The organism is Paraburkholderia sp. JPY419 (assembly GCF_050435705.1).
In the GTDB taxonomy this organism is placed as follows: Bacteria; Pseudomonadota; Gammaproteobacteria; order Burkholderiales; family Burkholderiaceae; genus Paraburkholderia; species Paraburkholderia youngii.
Map to the genome: position 1 here is coordinate 2,374,931 of NZ_JBNDKV010000004.1, position 14,484 is coordinate 2,389,414.

A 14,484-nucleotide genomic window follows, 5' to 3' on the forward strand; every position below is an offset into this window, starting at 1 on the left:
CTCGTTACTGCCAGAAGCCGTGTATCAGTGACCGAGCGACTTGTTTGCCTGCGTGGCCGCCGAATTCAACGCGTCAGCCGGCTGCGCCTTGGCCAGGTAAATCGCTTGCATCGAGTCGGTCACGGCCTTCGCGGTGTCTTCCCAGCCGGTCACGGTCGGCGCGAAGTGAGCCGTGGGCAGCAACGCGATGAACGCCTTGATGTCCGGATCGTTGAACGCCGGGTCCGCCGCTTCGGCCTTCGTGGTCGGCAGGAAGCCCTCGGTCGTCGTGAACTCGACGCGCGGTTCCTTCGTGAACAGATAGTCGAGGAACTTCCACGCGGTCTTCTTCGCCTTCGAGTTCTTGAACATCACGATCGAGTCGGTGACCGCGTAGGTGGCGTGCGTCGTGCCCATCGGCACCGGATCGATGCCGTACTTCAGGTTCGGCGCTTCCTTCTTGATCTGCTTCGCGAGGAACGGCGCGGAGATCACCATCGCGACGCGGCCCTGCTTGAACAGGTTCTGCACGTCTTCGCGGCTATAGCCGGTGACGCCCGGTTGCGTGAGACCCTGGTCGATCATCTGCTTGTACATCGTCGCGGCCTTCACGCCCGCCGGCGAATTGAACGCGGCCTTGCCGTCCTTGCCCACCACGTCGCCGCCCATCGTCCACAGCGCGTAGTAATAGTAGACGTCGGTTTCGATTTCCTTGCCTTGCAGACCGAAGCCGGCGATGCCTTGCGCCTTCAGCTTCTTCGATGCATCGATCACGTCGTTCCAGGTCTTCGGGCCGTCGGGGTAGCCGACCTTCGCGAGCATGTCCTTGTTGTAGTACAGCGCGCGTGCGGAAGCGGCGATCGGCAGCCCGTAGGTCTTGCCGTTGATCTGACCGGGCGCGAGGAACGGACCGATGAAGCGGGCCTTGAAGTTCGCATCCATATAGCCGTCCAGCGGCTCGGCGACGTCGTCCTTCACGAAGTCGAGCAGCCACCGCGTGCCGACGATCGCGAGGTCCGCGTTGGCGCCGCCGGAGATGTCCGTTTGCAGCTTCTGTTGCAGCGTGTCCCAGTTCACGTCTTCGATCTTGATGGTCGTGCCCGGGTTGGCCTTCTCGAAGTTGCGGGCCATTTTCTCGAAGTACGGCGCGGTCGCGTCGCTGTAGTGCGCGACCGTCACGCGGACCGTTTCGGCGTGGGCCGACACGGCGATACCTGCAAACGCGAGCGCCACGGCGACTTTGCCTAGCGCGAGGGAAGCACGGGCATGCAACGACATTTTTCTCTCTCCTGTGGGTGGTTTGCTGCCGTCGCCGGCCGCCTTGGGTAAATTGTTTGAAAAAATCCTACATGACGCAAAATAGCTTGTCACGTAGGGTCTGCGATATTTTTTCCTCGGGGATTTTGTGCATAAGATGCTGGAAAGCATGGAGTATTCTGCACTGCGCGATGTTACGGAAACCCACTTTCGGGATGGCCGGGCAGTCCTCGCAAACGCTTTTTGTAGGAAATTTACAGCGAGGCGCGCGGCGCGGACCGGGTGGCGGAAGGCGACGGCAAGACGGCCGAATCGGCCGGGCGAACGAGCGAGGAACACATGGATCGTGTCGTATTGGTAACCGGCGCATGCGGCGGTATCGGCAGCGTGTTATGCGAGCGCTTCGTGGCGGCGGGCGACACCGTGCTCGCGCTCGACCTCGACGCGGCCGCGCTGCAAGCGCTGAGCGCGCGACTCGGCGCAAACAGGATCGTGCCGGTCGCGGTCGATCTCGGCGACGCCGCCGCGGTGCAGCAAGCGGTGGCCGCGGCGGTCGCGCAGCGCGGACCGGTCGACGTGCTGGTCGCGAACGCGGGCGCTGCGCTCGGCGCGTCGCTCGCGACTACCGACGCCGCAAGCTGGCAGCGCGACATCCATCTGAATCTGAACGGCACGTATCACACGGTCGAGGCGGTGCGCGCGTCGATGATCGAACGGCAGCGCGGCGCGCTCGTGCTGATCGGCTCGGTGAACGGTCTCGCCGCGCTCGGTCATCCAGCATATAGTGCCGCGAAGGCCGGCCTGATCAGCTATACGAAGGCGCTCGCGATCGAGCTGGGCCGCTATGGCATTCGCGCGAACATCGTGTGTCCCGGCACTGTGAAGACCCAGGCGTGGCAGGCCCGCGTCGACAAGAATCCGCAGGTGTTCGAGGAGCTGAAGAAGTGGTACCCGTTGCGCGACTTCGCGACGCCCGACGACATCGCCGACGCGGTGCTGTTTCTCGCGTCGCCGCAAGCGCGCGTGATCACCGGAGTCGCGTTGCCGGTCGACGGCGGCTTGATGGCGGGCAACCGGCTACTGGCGCAGGAGCTGACGCTCGAGTCGTTCTGAGCCGCGCACGGCGCGCGCATTACGACACCCGCAATACAACACGCAGCAAGACGATGAGGACAGCATGGCAGCAGTGCAACTGAGCGGCATCTTCAAACGCTATGGCGACACCCAGGTCGTGCACGGCATCGATCTCGACATCGACGACGGCGAGTTCGTCGTGCTGGTCGGTCCGTCGGGCTGCGGCAAGAGCACGCTGATGCGGATGGTGGCCGGGCTCGAGGAAATCAGCGGTGGCGATCTGATGATCGGCGGCACGCGCGCGAATACGCTCGCGCCTCAGCAGCGCAATATCTCGATGGTGTTCCAGAGCTACGCGCTGTATCCGCATCTGTCGGTGTATGAAAACATCGCGTTCGGTCCGAGAATCCGCAAAGAGTCGTCGGAGAAATACAAGCCGCGCATCGATGCGGCCGCGAAGATGCTGAACCTCAGCGGCTATCTGGACCGTTTGCCGCGCGCGCTGTCGGGTGGTCAGCGGCAACGTGTCGCGATGGGCCGCGCGGTGGTGCGCGAGCCGTCGCTGTTCCTGTTCGACGAGCCGCTGTCGAATCTCGACGCAAAGCTGCGCGTGCAGATGCGCACCGAAATCAAGGCGCTGCATCAGCGCTTGAAGAACACGGTGATCTACGTCACGCACGATCAGATCGAAGCAATGACGATGGCCGATCGCATCGTCGTGATGAACGCGGGACGAATCGAGCAGATCGGCCGTCCGCTCGAACTCTATGACCGGCCGGCGAATCTGTTCGTCGCGAGCTTCCTCGGCTCGCCGTCGATGAATTTCGTCGAGGGCGTGATCGTCACTCGCACCCAGGGTGCGGGCCTCGCATTGAAGCTCGCGGACGGCAGCGAGGTCGCGCTCGAAAGCACGCCTGCGTCGGCCGTGGTCGGTGCGCAGGCCACGCTCGGCGTGCGGCCCGAGCACATCGAGATCACCGCGCAGATACCGGATGCCGCGCTCGACGTCGAAGTGATCGAGCCAACTGGCGCCGAGACGCACTTGTACGGGAAAATAGGCGGCTCCGCGTGGTGCGTGACAACGCGCGAACGCTCGAAGATCGAGCCCGGTCAGCGTGTTGCGCTGCGTCTGCCGGCCGAACACATTCATCTGTTCGATACGGAGAGTGGACGCAGGCTGGTTTGATCAGGCCGATTGAAGCCGAAGAAGCTGCGAGCGACGCGGAACCATATGAAACAGCCCCTGAGGAACACCGGGTGTCCGCACCGAACTTGATTCCCCATATCCGCAACGCACTCGCGAGTCTGCGGCCCGCCGAGCGCAAGGTCGCCGACATGGTGCTTGCCGACGTCGACTTCGCGATGCGCGCGAGCATCACCGATCTCGCGCAGCGCGCCGACGTGTCCGAGCCTTCCGTCACGCGTTTTTGCCGCGCGATCGGTGCGCACGGTCTGCGCGACTTCAAGATGCAGCTCGCGCAAAGCGTGGCGGGCGGATTGCCGTATGCGTCGACCGCGGTCGCCCGCGACGACGACGTGCAGACCTTGATGGACAAGGTCGGGGAAGCGGCGATCGACGGCATCACGCATGCGCGCGGAGCGCTCGATCCTGCGGTGGTCGAAAGCGCGATCGCGGCGCTCGTGAGCGCCCGGCGGGTGTTTTTCTTCGGCGTGGGTTCAGGTTCCGGGCTCGTCGCGCAGGATGCGGCGCTGCGGTTCTTGCGCATCGACATCGCGGCGGCCGCGTTCACCGATGGTCATTTGCAGCGTCTTTACGCGGGCCTGATGGAGCCGGGCGACGTCGCGTTTGCGATCTCGCATTCGGGGCGCAGCGTCGAAGTCAACGAAAGCATCCAGATCGCGAAGGAGCGCGGCGCGACGACGATCGCGCTGACCAACGTCGGCTCACGGCTCGCATGGCTCGTCGATATTCCGCTGCTGCTGCGCGTGGCGAGTCCGATCGATCCGAATACGCCGGGCGTATCGCGGCTCGTGCATCTGTGCATCATGGATGCGCTCGCGATCGGCGTCGCGCTGAAGGCCGGGCCCGAGACGCTGGAAAAGATGCGCCACGCGAAAGCTCGGCTCGTGCCGCATGAGCCGGAAGGGGCTGGCGGGTAGAGCGCTCGAAGCGCTGGCGCGCCGTCCTCTTCGGCCAGCCGATCATCGACACCTTGTTCACCGGCTGCGCGACCGTTGCCGCCGCGCGAACCTTGCCGCCCATCGGCAGATCGAGCAACTGCCACTTGCCATGCCTCGCGAGTTCGAGCGAGAAGCTCGCGGCTTCATCCGACCACAGCAACCGCTCATCGATATCGACCGACGTATTGCGCAACGCGCAACGCGCTATGCAGGCGCTTGCGCAGCGTCGTGTTCGGATGCAGCCGCGCGCGCGCTCGCGCTCGGCCACAACTGCAACTCGCATTATTCTGCAACTAACCGTCAAGCCGAAACGTCTCTCCCGGCTATCATGGCAGTCTGCCGCATACGTCCGACTCATCATCCAATAAGAACCCGCTCGCAGCGTTCTCGTTCAGGTCCGTCCGCCCATGTCCTCCCGTTCCGCCGATACCGCATCGCACGCTCCGACCACGATCACCGCCCGCCGTCTGCCGACACTGCTGCTGGCCGCCGCGCTATCGCTCGGCAGCGCAACAGCGCTCGGCCTCGGGCGCTTCGCCTACGCGCTGCTGTTGCCGTCGATGAAGCTCGACCTCGGCTGGAGCTTCGCGCAGGCCGGCGCGATGAACACCGCGAACGCGCTCGGCTATCTGCTCGGCGCGCTGGTGTTTCCGCGCCTCGCGCGCCGCTGGTCGGCGGGCGCGCTGTTCGCGGGCGGTTGCGTGCTTACCGCGCTGTTGATGGCCGGCAGCGGCGTCACCGCCAGCACGGATGCGCTGCTGACACTGCGCGTAATCACCGGCGCGAGCAGCGCGGCGATCTTCATCGGCGGCGGCGTGCTCGCGGCGCGGCTCGCGTCGGCGCGCCCACGCGACGCGGGGCTCGTGCTCGGTCTGTATTACGGGGGCACCGGCTGGGGGATCGTCGCGTCGTCGTTGCTGGTGCCGGTGACGATCCTTGACGCCGCCCACGGCTGGCAGTTCGCGTGGTTCGCGCTCGCGGCGGCCTGCGCGCTGTTCGCCACGGTCGCGATCGGCGCGTCGCGCAGAATCGAGCGCGCGCATACGAGCGCGGCGGCTGCCGCGCATGCAGCCGGCGCCACTTCCGCGCCGGGTTGGCCGCACTTCGCAGCCGCGCTCGCGGGCTACGGACTGTTCGGCGTCGGCTATATCGGCTACATGACGTTCATCGTCGCGCTGTTGCGCAACGCCGGCATGAGCGCGGCGGTCGTCACCGGCTTCTATCTGCTGCTCGGCGCCGCGACCGTGGTGTCGGCACGGATCTGGTCGACGCTGCTCGATCGCATGCGCGGCGGCCAGGCGCTCGCCGTGCTCAACGCGCTGCTGGCGATCGCGACGCTGCTGCCCGCGCTGTTCACGCAGCCGTGGGTCGCGTTCGTTTCGGGCACGCTGTTCGGCGCGACGTTCCTGTCGGCGGTCGCATCGACGACCGCGTTCGTGCGCCACAATCTGCCCGCGAGCCACTGGGCGAAGGGCATCAGCGCCTTCACGATCGTGTTCGCATTCGGGCAGATCGTCGGGCCGGTGGTGATCGGCTGGGTGTCGGATGGCGCCGGGCTCGCGCGCGGGCTCGTGTATTCGGCGCTGCTGCTGGCGGGCGGCGCGGTACTCGCGGCGTGTCAGAGGGCGTTGCGCGCGGCGTGAGCGCGTTACGCGTGCCTCGTGTTCAGCGATAGGTCCAGCACCGATGCGCGATGAACGTGAGCGGCGGCACCACGCACACGACGAGCCCGATACCGAGCGCGGGCGGGCCGCCCGCGAGCTGCGTCAGGCGCGATACGAGCGCGGTCAACGTCAGGCCGCCCAGCGATACGAGCACGAACCGCCCAGCGTTCATCAACGCGGGCAGCGCCGAAAAACTCCAGAACGTGTTCAACAGATACGAGGCCGCCGTCGCCCACGTGAACGCGATCGCGTTGGCCCACGGCGGTGACATGCCGGCGTCCGCGATCAGCGTCAGCGCAATGCACACATGCAGGCCGGTCGCGATGACGCCGCTCGCGCCAAAGCGCATCAGCTTGACTCGATCGACCAGCATCATCGCGGCGCTCCTTCGCGCTTGCGCAGGACCGCGAACAGCGATACGCCATAAGGCAGCGGCGCATGCGCGAGCCAGTGGCGCTCGGCGCTGAAAATGCGGTACAGCGCCGCGTTGAGCGGCCACGGCGGAATCGCGTCGCCGCTCGAATGCTGGCGATGCAGCAGCCGATCGGCCCAACGCGCGACAACCGCGACCGGATAGAGGAGCGTGTTGAAATAGCTGACGCGTTCGACTTCGTAGCCGGCCACGGCCGCGCAGCGCATCAGCGAAGTGCGGCTATAGCGGCGGTAGTGATGCAGGAAAACATCGTGCGCGCTCCACAGATGTTGTCCGGCCGGCACCGTCACGACGATGCGGCCTCCCGCTGTCAGCAGATCACGCATGCCTGCGAGCGAGCCGGCGTCGTCGGCGATATGTTCGAGGCAGTCGAAGAAGCAGATCAGGTCGAAGCGTTCGCCGTCGAACGGCACGTCGTCGGGACAGTGGCCCGCGCGGATGTCGAACTGCTTGCCGGTCTTGCGCGCGCTCAGCGCCCGAGCGGTCGGGTCCATCTCGAGGCCGCTGACGGTGCCGAAGCCGGCTAGCAGGTCGAGGTTGCCGCCGGTGCCGGAGCCCACTTCGAGCACGCGCGCGCAGTGCGGTAACGCGAGCCGTTCGAGCAGCGTGCGCAGCACGTCGCGCCGCGCGCGAAACCACCAGTGCCCGGCTTCGGTCTCGGCCATTTCGAGGTAGGCATCGGGAGACATGGTCAACTCCTCGGCTTTCAGTGTCCGACTACGCGAAACCGCGGCGCGGCCCGCCTGCGTGTCGGTTCGACACGCCCCACATGCGCCGCGCGCGCATCCTCGCGCACGCCCGGCAACGTGCTGACCTTGCTCTTCGCCTGATAGCGACGCCGCACCAGATAAACGGGCCGTTCCTTCGACTCGTAGTAAATGCGGCCGACGTATTCGCCGATCACGCCGATGCCGATCAGCTCGATGCCGCCCATGAACAGCATCACCGAGATCGTCGACGCGTAACCGGGTACCGGATTGCCCGACCACAGCGTGCGGCCGATGACGAACCCGCCGTAGACGAACGCGAGCGTCGCGATGGACAGTCCGATATAAGTCCAGCTGCGCAACGGCACCGTGCTGAAGCTCGTGATGCCTTCGAGCGCGAAGTTCCACAGCCGCCAGCCGGAGAACTTCGAGTGACCGGCGCTGCGCGGCTCGCGTTCGTATTCGACGATCACGGTGCGGTAGCCGACCCACGCGAATAGGCCCTTCATGAAGCGACGGCGCTCCGGCAGGCTGCGCAGCGCGTTGACCACCTGGCGATCGATCAGCCGGAAGTCGCCGACATTCTCCGGCAGCTTCACTTCGGACAGCGCATTGTGCACGCGATAGTAGAGTGCGGCCGCCGTGCGTTTGGCGACCGTATCGCACAGGCGGTTCGTGCGTTTGGCCGCGACCACTTCGGCGCCCGCGCGCCAATGTTCGACCATCACCGGGATCAGGGTCGGCGGGTCCTGCAGGTCCGCGTCGATCGGAATCACCGCATCGCCGAACGCTTCGTCGATGCCGGCGGTCAGCGCCGCTTCCTTGCCGAAGTTGCGCGTCAGGTCGATCACGCGAATGCGCCGGTCGCGGCTGCTCTGCGCGATCAGCCGATCGAGCGTCGCGTCGCTGCTGCCGTCGTTGATGCAGACGATCTCGAAGCGCGTGCGCTCGATTGATTCGAGCACTGGCACGACTGCCGCGAAGAAGCGGTCCACGGCGTCCTGCTCGTTGTAGAACGGCACGACGAGAGAGATGAGTGGCGTGGGTGTATTAGTTGGCATGACGCTTTCCCGTTTATCGAATTACTTGAGTGGGAACGAATAGGCGAGGGAGGCGTGCTCGTCACGTCCCCAGGCGCTCACGCGCACGCGGCGCAAGACGATCAGCAGCATCAGCAGCAGCACGATCGGGCCGATTTGCGGCAGTTGCGTCCCGCGATTGAAGAGTTCGTAGACCGGCAGTAGCCACGCGAGCGCGATCACGCTCTGCTCGCCGCGCAGCCAGCCTTTGTCGATGCCTAGCGCGCTCAGGCTTGCAATCGCGATGCCGAGCCATGCGAGTTCATAGTGCCAAACGTACGGGTTCGCGAGCAGCGTGCCGATCACGAAGCTTGCCGCGCGCAGGCGTGTGTCGCGCGTGTTTCGCCATACGTGCCATACGGCTGCCGCGGCGACGAGCCCAACGCAGGCCTGGGCCGCGAAGGCCGCGACGATCGGCGCGCCGCCTTCGCGCAGCACTGCGAAGGTGGTCGGCGACGCGAGCCAGTATCCGCGCCAGTGTTCGAGCAGCGTCTCGCGCGCGATGCCTGTGTTGACGAAGAAGAGTCGCACCGATTGCACGCCGCACACCAGCACACTGAACGCGCCGAACAGTGCCGCGCTGAGCGCGGCGGCCGCGAGCGTGCGCCATGCGCGCGCGGCAATCAGAACGAGCGGAAACAGCACGGCCATCTGCGGTTTGATTGCGAGCAGGCCGAGGCACAGACCAGCGCGTACCGGATAGCGGCGCAGCCAATGCAGCGTGAGCGCGGCGATGGCGGCTGTCAGCAATGAGTTCTGGCCCATCATGGCTGGCACAAACGCGCATGGCGACGCCGCGACAACGAACCATGCGAAGCGCGATCCTCGAAAGCTGTTGGCCAGGCCCGACACGCGCACAGTGCTCGCGCTGAACAGAGCGATGCCAATCCCGACAAACACCAGATACATGAAGAACGGCGGCAGCAGCGCGAGCGGCGAGATCAGCACAAGGAACGTGGGCGGATATAGCCACGGCATCAGGCTGCCTCCGCGCAGGTCAACGAAGAAGGTCTGCTGGATTCTGTCAAACGACACATGGTCATAGACCTGCGCCGCGGAGCCGTGCAGCAAACCGTACGATGCCGACCAGAAAATCGAAAAATCGTAGCCGGGGCGCGGGGCTTTGGGGACAGTGAAGCCGTGACTCGTATAGGCCCACGCCGTCAACAGCACCACGTAGAGCAAGCACATTGCGGCGCCGTAGACGACGATGCGCTCGGGTGTGAGCCAGCCGTGAATCTCCCTGTCGTCACTGCGCATGCGCCATTGTGGTATGTCCATGATCCCCGCCCCCGTGTGATCCGGATCGGGTCTGTCGGCCCGCCGTTCGCTATGCTTATTGATTCCATTTTCTTAATGTCCGCGCGACATCGATTCAAAAGCTGTGCCGTTGCGCCGACCTGGTCAGCGCATTGTTGGCGGAAATTTATTGGACTTTCAAGCTCGCGTTTTCGAGGCCGCACGCCGCCCACTGCCGATCCCGCCAAATAGCGGGCCAATCGACGGGCGTTATGTGTGCCAACGCACCAAGCGGTCTCGCCGATGAGACGCTTTGGACCGGCGCACCCTTCGCAAAGGGCGGTTTTCGGGGTGAATTTCGTTTTTACCGAACCAGGGAATGTCCTGGGAAAAAATTGCGGAGCCTTGCCTGGCGCGTCTCTGCGCGATTTGCGAAATGTTCGTCTGGCCACATAAGGCGTCGCGTCATTTGCACATTTCGGACGCGAACACGGCGCGACACCGGAGGCCACCCGGCCCAAACCCGCGTCGTTACGTTGTTTTCGCAAAGCTGGCCCCGTCTTTGCAATAGGGAGTGCGCGGAAGTCGACAACACGATGCTGCCGATCAGAACAGGCAGTACACCGTGGCGACGTAGAGAGAACCCACGTCGACTGACTAGCGAGTGCCGGCCTCGAGCCGACGCCAAGAAAAAATCATGAAATGCGGGGGATGTATGAAGAGTCAGCTCAAGCGATTGCGCGACGATAACAAGCCCACGTGCGGCACACCTCTTTCGGCCATGCTGCGCCAGCGGCTCGCGGCCACATTTCGGCTCGCCCGGCGCGAGCAGCATAACTTTCCCCGTTTCCTCCAGTTCGTCTCGTCCAGCGTTGCGATCGTGTGGCTCGACAGCCGCACGATGCTGACTGGGCGGCGAAGCTAGTCAGCAGCTTCACACAATTCGTTGCAGCATCCCGCAGTGCCCGTAGTGCCACCACCCGCGCCAATTCCGGTCAAGGGTTTAATTAGTCAGTTATCCAGAGGAGTAAAACCATGAAGAAGATCATCGCTACCGCAGTCCGTTTCGTTCGTGACGAAGATGGCGTGACCGCCATCGAATATGCCCTGCTCGGGAGCCTGATCGCTCTCGCGATCATCGGTGCGGTCAAAGGGCTGGCCACCAACCTGAACACGGTTTTCGACAGCATCGCATCGTCGATCTAAGTTCCGGCGCGACGGGCGAACATTGCCATTCGTCCGTCGCCTTTCTTTCGGAAGAAAGGAACCTGTCATGAACAATCTGATTGCCCGCGTCACGCACTTCGTGACCGACGACGGCGGCATAACCGCGATCGAATATGGACTGCTCGCGGGGCTGATCGCCCTCGCGATCATCGGAGCCGTTCAGCTGCTCAGCGGCAGCATCAGCTCGGTCTTTACCAACCTCGCCTCGTCGATCTGACGCGGCTCCATCATCCATGACGAGATCATCATGACGCTGCCACCTCTGCCACCACATCCTGTACCGCTGTGCGTGATGGTGCTGGCGATCGTGGCCGCGAGCACCGATCTCACCGCGCGGCGCATTCCGAATCGCCTGATCGCACTCGGACTGTGCGTCGCGCTGATCGTGCAGATGTCGATTCACGGCCCGCTCGCCGGCGCGCTTGAATGGCTGATCGGCGCCGCGTGCGGCTTCGCGGTGCTGTTGCCGTTCTATCTGCTGCGCGGCATGGCCGCCGGCGACGTGAAGCTGCTGATGACGATCGGCGCGTGGGTCGGACCTTCGCTGACCTGGCGGATCGCACTCGCCACTTTTCTGATCGGCGGACTCTGGTCGCTGCTGATCGTGCTATGCCGCGGCAGATTCGCGCGCCTGCGCGCGAATCTGCGGCAACTGATCGGCGGGCTCGTCGTCGCGCCGCTCACACAACCGAGCCTAATCGATGCGCAGTCCGAATCGGTCGGGGCGATTCCCTACGGTGTTGCGATCGCGGCCGGGACCCTCGGCATGCTGTTCGCGGCCGCGCTATAGCTGGACGTTTCCACTGAACGATGCGGGAGTATTGCCATGAAAAACAGTCGGGCTTTAGTGATGCTGACGATCGCCGTGCTGGCGGGCTTCGCGGCCGTGATTTTCGCGTCGCGCTGGCTGCTGCAGACGTCGTCGGGCGCGGTGACGTCGGTTGCGGTCGCCTCGTCGGACATCAGCCTCGGACAGCCGCTGAACCAGAACCTGATCCACATGGTCAGCTGGCCGACTTCGAGCGTGCCGCCCGGTGCATTCGCCGACGGCAAGGCGCTCGAAGGGCGCGTGCTGCTGACGAGTCTCTCGCCGGGCGAGCCGGTGCTCGAATCGAAGCTCGCGCCGCAGGGCACGAAGGGCGGCCTGTCAGCGGTGATCGGCGAAGGCCATCGCGCGATCACGGTGCGCGTGAATGACGTGGTCGGCGTCGCGGGCTTCGCGCTGCCGGGCAACTATGTCGACGTGATCGTCAACACGCAGCAGGCGAACAAGACCGACACGTCGCAAAGCATTTCGAAGATCGTGCTCGAGAAGATCCTCGTGCTCGCAGTCGCGCAGCAAGTGAGCCGCGACGACACGGCGCCAAAAGTGGTCAACGCGGTGACGCTCGAGGTGACGCCCGAACAGGCCGAGAAGCTCGACCTCGCGCGCAGCGTCGGCACGCTGTCGCTCGTGCTGCGCAACCAGATCGACAAGCAGACCCCAAGCACCGGCGGCGCGACCAAGCTGACCTTGCTCGACGTGCCGGCTTCGGCGCCGGCGGCGCCCGACGTGCATCCGATGCGCACGCACTATGCGGCGCGTCCGGCGCCCAAGCGCGACTGCGTCGGCGTGCTGTCGGGGGTGACGGGCAGCGTCGAATGTTTCTAGCGCGGTCGTGGCGCGCGCGTTCATGACAGACGCCGCGATCTGAACAAGAAGGCAATCAAAAGACGTCTCGGTTCACAACTATCGAGCGACGGGGGCAGCAACATGAAAACACAACAACGGTTCTTATCCGGTGGCGGCAAGCGTTGCCGCTCGCTCGGCGGCACGGTGGTCGCCGCCGCGCTATGCGCCGGACTTGCGGCCGCGCAAGACAGCGCGGCACAAACGATGGCCGCCGCGCAAATGCCGCCGGGCTGGGGCGCGCAGACTGCGCCGCTGCCGGTCGGCCGGGGCGCCGTGCCGATGCTGGTCAGCAACACGCCGATGCCCAGCGGCGCGACGAGCGGCCGGACGGTCGCCCCCGTGCAACTGACCGGGCCGAACTGCACCGGCGAGATTCGCGACGAGTCGAGCGTGTCGGTGGCGGTCGGCAAGTCGACCCTGGTTCCGCTCGTCGAACCCGCGCGCAACCGCACTCTCGGCAATCCGGTCGTCGCGCAGGCGACGCTCGTGTCGCAACGCACGCTGTACGTGGTCGGCATGAGTGTCGGTACCACGAACATGATCGTGCAGGGCCGCAGCGGCGCATGCCAGATCATCGACGTGAGCGTCGGCGTCGATGCCGAAGGGCTGCAGCGCACGCTTGCGCAACTGCTGCCGAACGAGCGCGGCATTCGCGTGTCGAGCGCGGCCGGCAACCTCGTGCTCGCGGGCCGCGTGTCGAGCGGGCAGGCTGCGCAGCAGGCGATGAGCATCGCCGGCGCTTACGCGGGTGCGCAACCCACCCAGCAGGACCAGTCGAGCACCGCGAGCTTTGGCAACGGTGGTTCGATCTCGCAGCAAAGCACGAGTGTTAGCAAGGGCTCCGAAGTCATCAACATGATGACGGTCGATTCGCCGCAACAGGTGATGCTCGAAGTGAAGGTCGCTGAGGTCTCGAAGACGCTGCTCAATCAGTTGGGCGCGGCGGTCAACATCCAGGGCGGCTTCGGTTCGTGGACCGGCGCGCTGGTGAGCAGCCTGCTCGCCGGCGTCAGCAGCGGTGTGGCGGTGAGCAAGGCGAACAACAAGCCATTCAATATCGCCGTCGACGCACAGAAGAGCGACAGCCTCAGCAAGATTCTCGCGGAGCCGAACCTCGTCACGTTGAGCGGCCAGGAGGCGTCGTTCCTCGCGGGCGGCCGGGTCTTCATTCCTGTTCCGCAAAGCAACGGCACGGGCGGCTCGACGATTACGCTGCAGGAAGAAGAGTTCGGCGTCGGCCTCAAATTTACGCCGACCGTGCTCGCGGGCAGCCGCGTGAATCTGAAGGTGGCGCCGGAAGTGTCGGAACTGTCGCCGACCGGTGTGACCGTGACGGCGAGCGGCACGAGCAACACCGCGATCCTGCCGCTGATCACGACGCGCCGCGCGGCGACGACGGTGCAGATGAACGACGGCGAGAGCTTCGCGATCGGCGGGCTGATCCAGAACAACATCACTGGCTCGCTGAAGGCGCTGCCCGCCCTCGGCGAGGTGCCGGTGCTCGGCGCGCTGTTTCGCAGTACGTCGTTCCAGCAGGATCGCACGGAGCTGATCTTCATCGTCACGGTGCATCTGGTGAAGCCGCTGCCGGCGGGCGATTATCCGCTGCCGACCGATAGCTTCACGGGCGTGTCGGATGCCACCGTCTACGCGACCGGCAACATGGAAGGCCGCGGGCCCGCGGCGCAGGCCGCGGGCGCGGCGAACCCGAACGCGCCGCAGATGCCCGCGCAACCGCAAACGCAACCGGCGGCGCCCGCACCAGTTCTGACGCCGGCACCGACCGAAGGCCCGGCCGCACCCGCCGCGCTGCTGCCGCGCGACACCCAGGCGGACCGGCTGGCACCGTCAGCTGCGATGCCGCCACCGGACAAGGTGACAACAACGGCAGCGTCGTCGGCGCAGGCGCAAATGCAAACGAACGCCGAACCCGCGCTCGCCAAAGCCGACGCCCTGAGCCCAGGCAACCCGACGATCAAGACCACCCAGCCTAACCCGTAACGCGCCGCGA

General features: G+C 65.3%; 15 protein-coding genes. 10 read left to right on the top strand and 5 right to left on the bottom strand.

Going from position 1 to position 14,484, the window contains the following annotated elements; genetic code table 11:
- Positions 1-24: 24 nt before the first annotated feature.
- Complete coding sequence (locus QFZ91_RS39355; protein WP_176382961.1) at positions 25-1,257, bottom strand: ABC transporter substrate-binding protein; 1,233 nt, start codon at positions 1,255-1,257, stop codon at positions 25-27.
- 318 nt (positions 1,258-1,575) lie between these two features.
- Between QFZ91_RS39355 and QFZ91_RS39360 the strand changes: the two genes are divergently transcribed.
- The 4 genes from QFZ91_RS39360 (at position 1,576) to QFZ91_RS39375 (ending at position 6,095) form a co-directional block, all read left to right on the top strand.
- Entirely contained in the window at positions 1,576-2,349 is a 774-nt protein-coding gene (locus QFZ91_RS39360; protein WP_429570593.1) for an SDR family oxidoreductase, read from the top strand.
- Positions 2,350-2,413: 64 nt separating this feature from the next.
- Positions 2,414-3,496: an ABC transporter ATP-binding protein gene (locus tag QFZ91_RS39365; protein WP_176106832.1), complete on the top strand. Its 1,083-nt coding sequence runs from the start codon at positions 2,414-2,416 to the stop codon at positions 3,494-3,496.
- A 71-nt stretch (positions 3,497-3,567) separates the two neighbouring features.
- Complete coding sequence (locus QFZ91_RS39370) at positions 3,568-4,431, top strand: MurR/RpiR family transcriptional regulator (protein ID WP_176106831.1); 864 nt, start codon at positions 3,568-3,570, stop codon at positions 4,429-4,431.
- 428 nt (positions 4,432-4,859) lie between these two features.
- A complete protein-coding gene (locus QFZ91_RS39375; RefSeq protein WP_429570594.1) occupies positions 4,860-6,095 on the top strand; it encodes a YbfB/YjiJ family MFS transporter in 1,236 nt (411 codons plus the stop codon).
- Between the two features lie 22 nt (positions 6,096-6,117).
- Here QFZ91_RS39375 and QFZ91_RS39380 read toward each other — a convergent pair whose 3' ends face one another.
- From QFZ91_RS39380 to QFZ91_RS39395, 4 genes are read right to left on the bottom strand one after another with little or no spacing between them, the layout of a single operon-like run.
- Entirely contained in the window at positions 6,118-6,492 is a 375-nt protein-coding gene (locus tag QFZ91_RS39380) for a GtrA family protein (RefSeq protein WP_176121064.1), read from the bottom strand.
- Positions 6,489-7,238, bottom strand: coding sequence for a class I SAM-dependent methyltransferase (locus tag QFZ91_RS39385; protein ID WP_429570595.1), 750 nt, complete (start codon positions 7,236-7,238; stop codon positions 6,489-6,491). The genes QFZ91_RS39380 and QFZ91_RS39385 overlap by 4 nt, the downstream gene beginning before the upstream one ends.
- Before the next feature lie 17 nt (positions 7,239-7,255).
- Positions 7,256-8,317: a glycosyltransferase family 2 protein gene (locus tag QFZ91_RS39390; RefSeq protein WP_429570596.1), complete on the bottom strand. Its 1,062-nt coding sequence runs from the start codon at positions 8,315-8,317 to the stop codon at positions 7,256-7,258.
- 21 nt (positions 8,318-8,338) lie between these two features.
- On the bottom strand, positions 8,339-9,616 hold the full coding sequence (locus tag QFZ91_RS39395; protein WP_429570597.1) for a glycosyltransferase family 87 protein: 1,278 nt from the start codon (positions 9,614-9,616) through the stop codon (positions 8,339-8,341).
- 673 nt (positions 9,617-10,289) lie between these two features.
- Between QFZ91_RS39395 and QFZ91_RS39400 the strand changes: the two genes are divergently transcribed.
- The 6 genes from QFZ91_RS39400 to QFZ91_RS39425 all read left to right on the top strand — a co-directional run bounded on the left by QFZ91_RS39400 (position 10,290) and on the right by QFZ91_RS39425 (position 14,474).
- Entirely contained in the window at positions 10,290-10,499 is a 210-nt protein-coding gene (locus tag QFZ91_RS39400; protein WP_429570598.1) for a hypothetical protein, read from the top strand.
- A gap of 110 nt (positions 10,500-10,609) precedes the next feature.
- A complete protein-coding gene (locus QFZ91_RS39405; protein WP_429570599.1) occupies positions 10,610-10,780 on the top strand; it encodes a Flp family type IVb pilin in 171 nt (56 codons plus the stop codon).
- 67 nt (positions 10,781-10,847) lie between these two features.
- Complete coding sequence (locus QFZ91_RS39410; RefSeq protein ID WP_429570600.1) at positions 10,848-11,018, top strand: Flp family type IVb pilin; 171 nt, start codon at positions 10,848-10,850, stop codon at positions 11,016-11,018.
- Positions 11,019-11,048: 30 nt separating this feature from the next.
- On the top strand, positions 11,049-11,591 hold the full coding sequence (locus QFZ91_RS39415; RefSeq protein WP_429570601.1) for an A24 family peptidase: 543 nt from the start codon (positions 11,049-11,051) through the stop codon (positions 11,589-11,591).
- A gap of 36 nt (positions 11,592-11,627) precedes the next feature.
- The gene (cpaB, locus tag QFZ91_RS39420; RefSeq protein ID WP_368595792.1) at positions 11,628-12,452 is read left to right on the top strand and encodes a Flp pilus assembly protein CpaB; all 825 of its coding nucleotides are present in this window, start codon (positions 11,628-11,630) and stop codon (positions 12,450-12,452) included.
- A gap of 102 nt (positions 12,453-12,554) precedes the next feature.
- The gene (locus tag QFZ91_RS39425) at positions 12,555-14,474 is read left to right on the top strand and encodes a pilus assembly protein N-terminal domain-containing protein (RefSeq protein ID WP_429570602.1); all 1,920 of its coding nucleotides are present in this window, start codon (positions 12,555-12,557) and stop codon (positions 14,472-14,474) included.
- Positions 14,475-14,484: the final 10 nt, after the last annotated feature.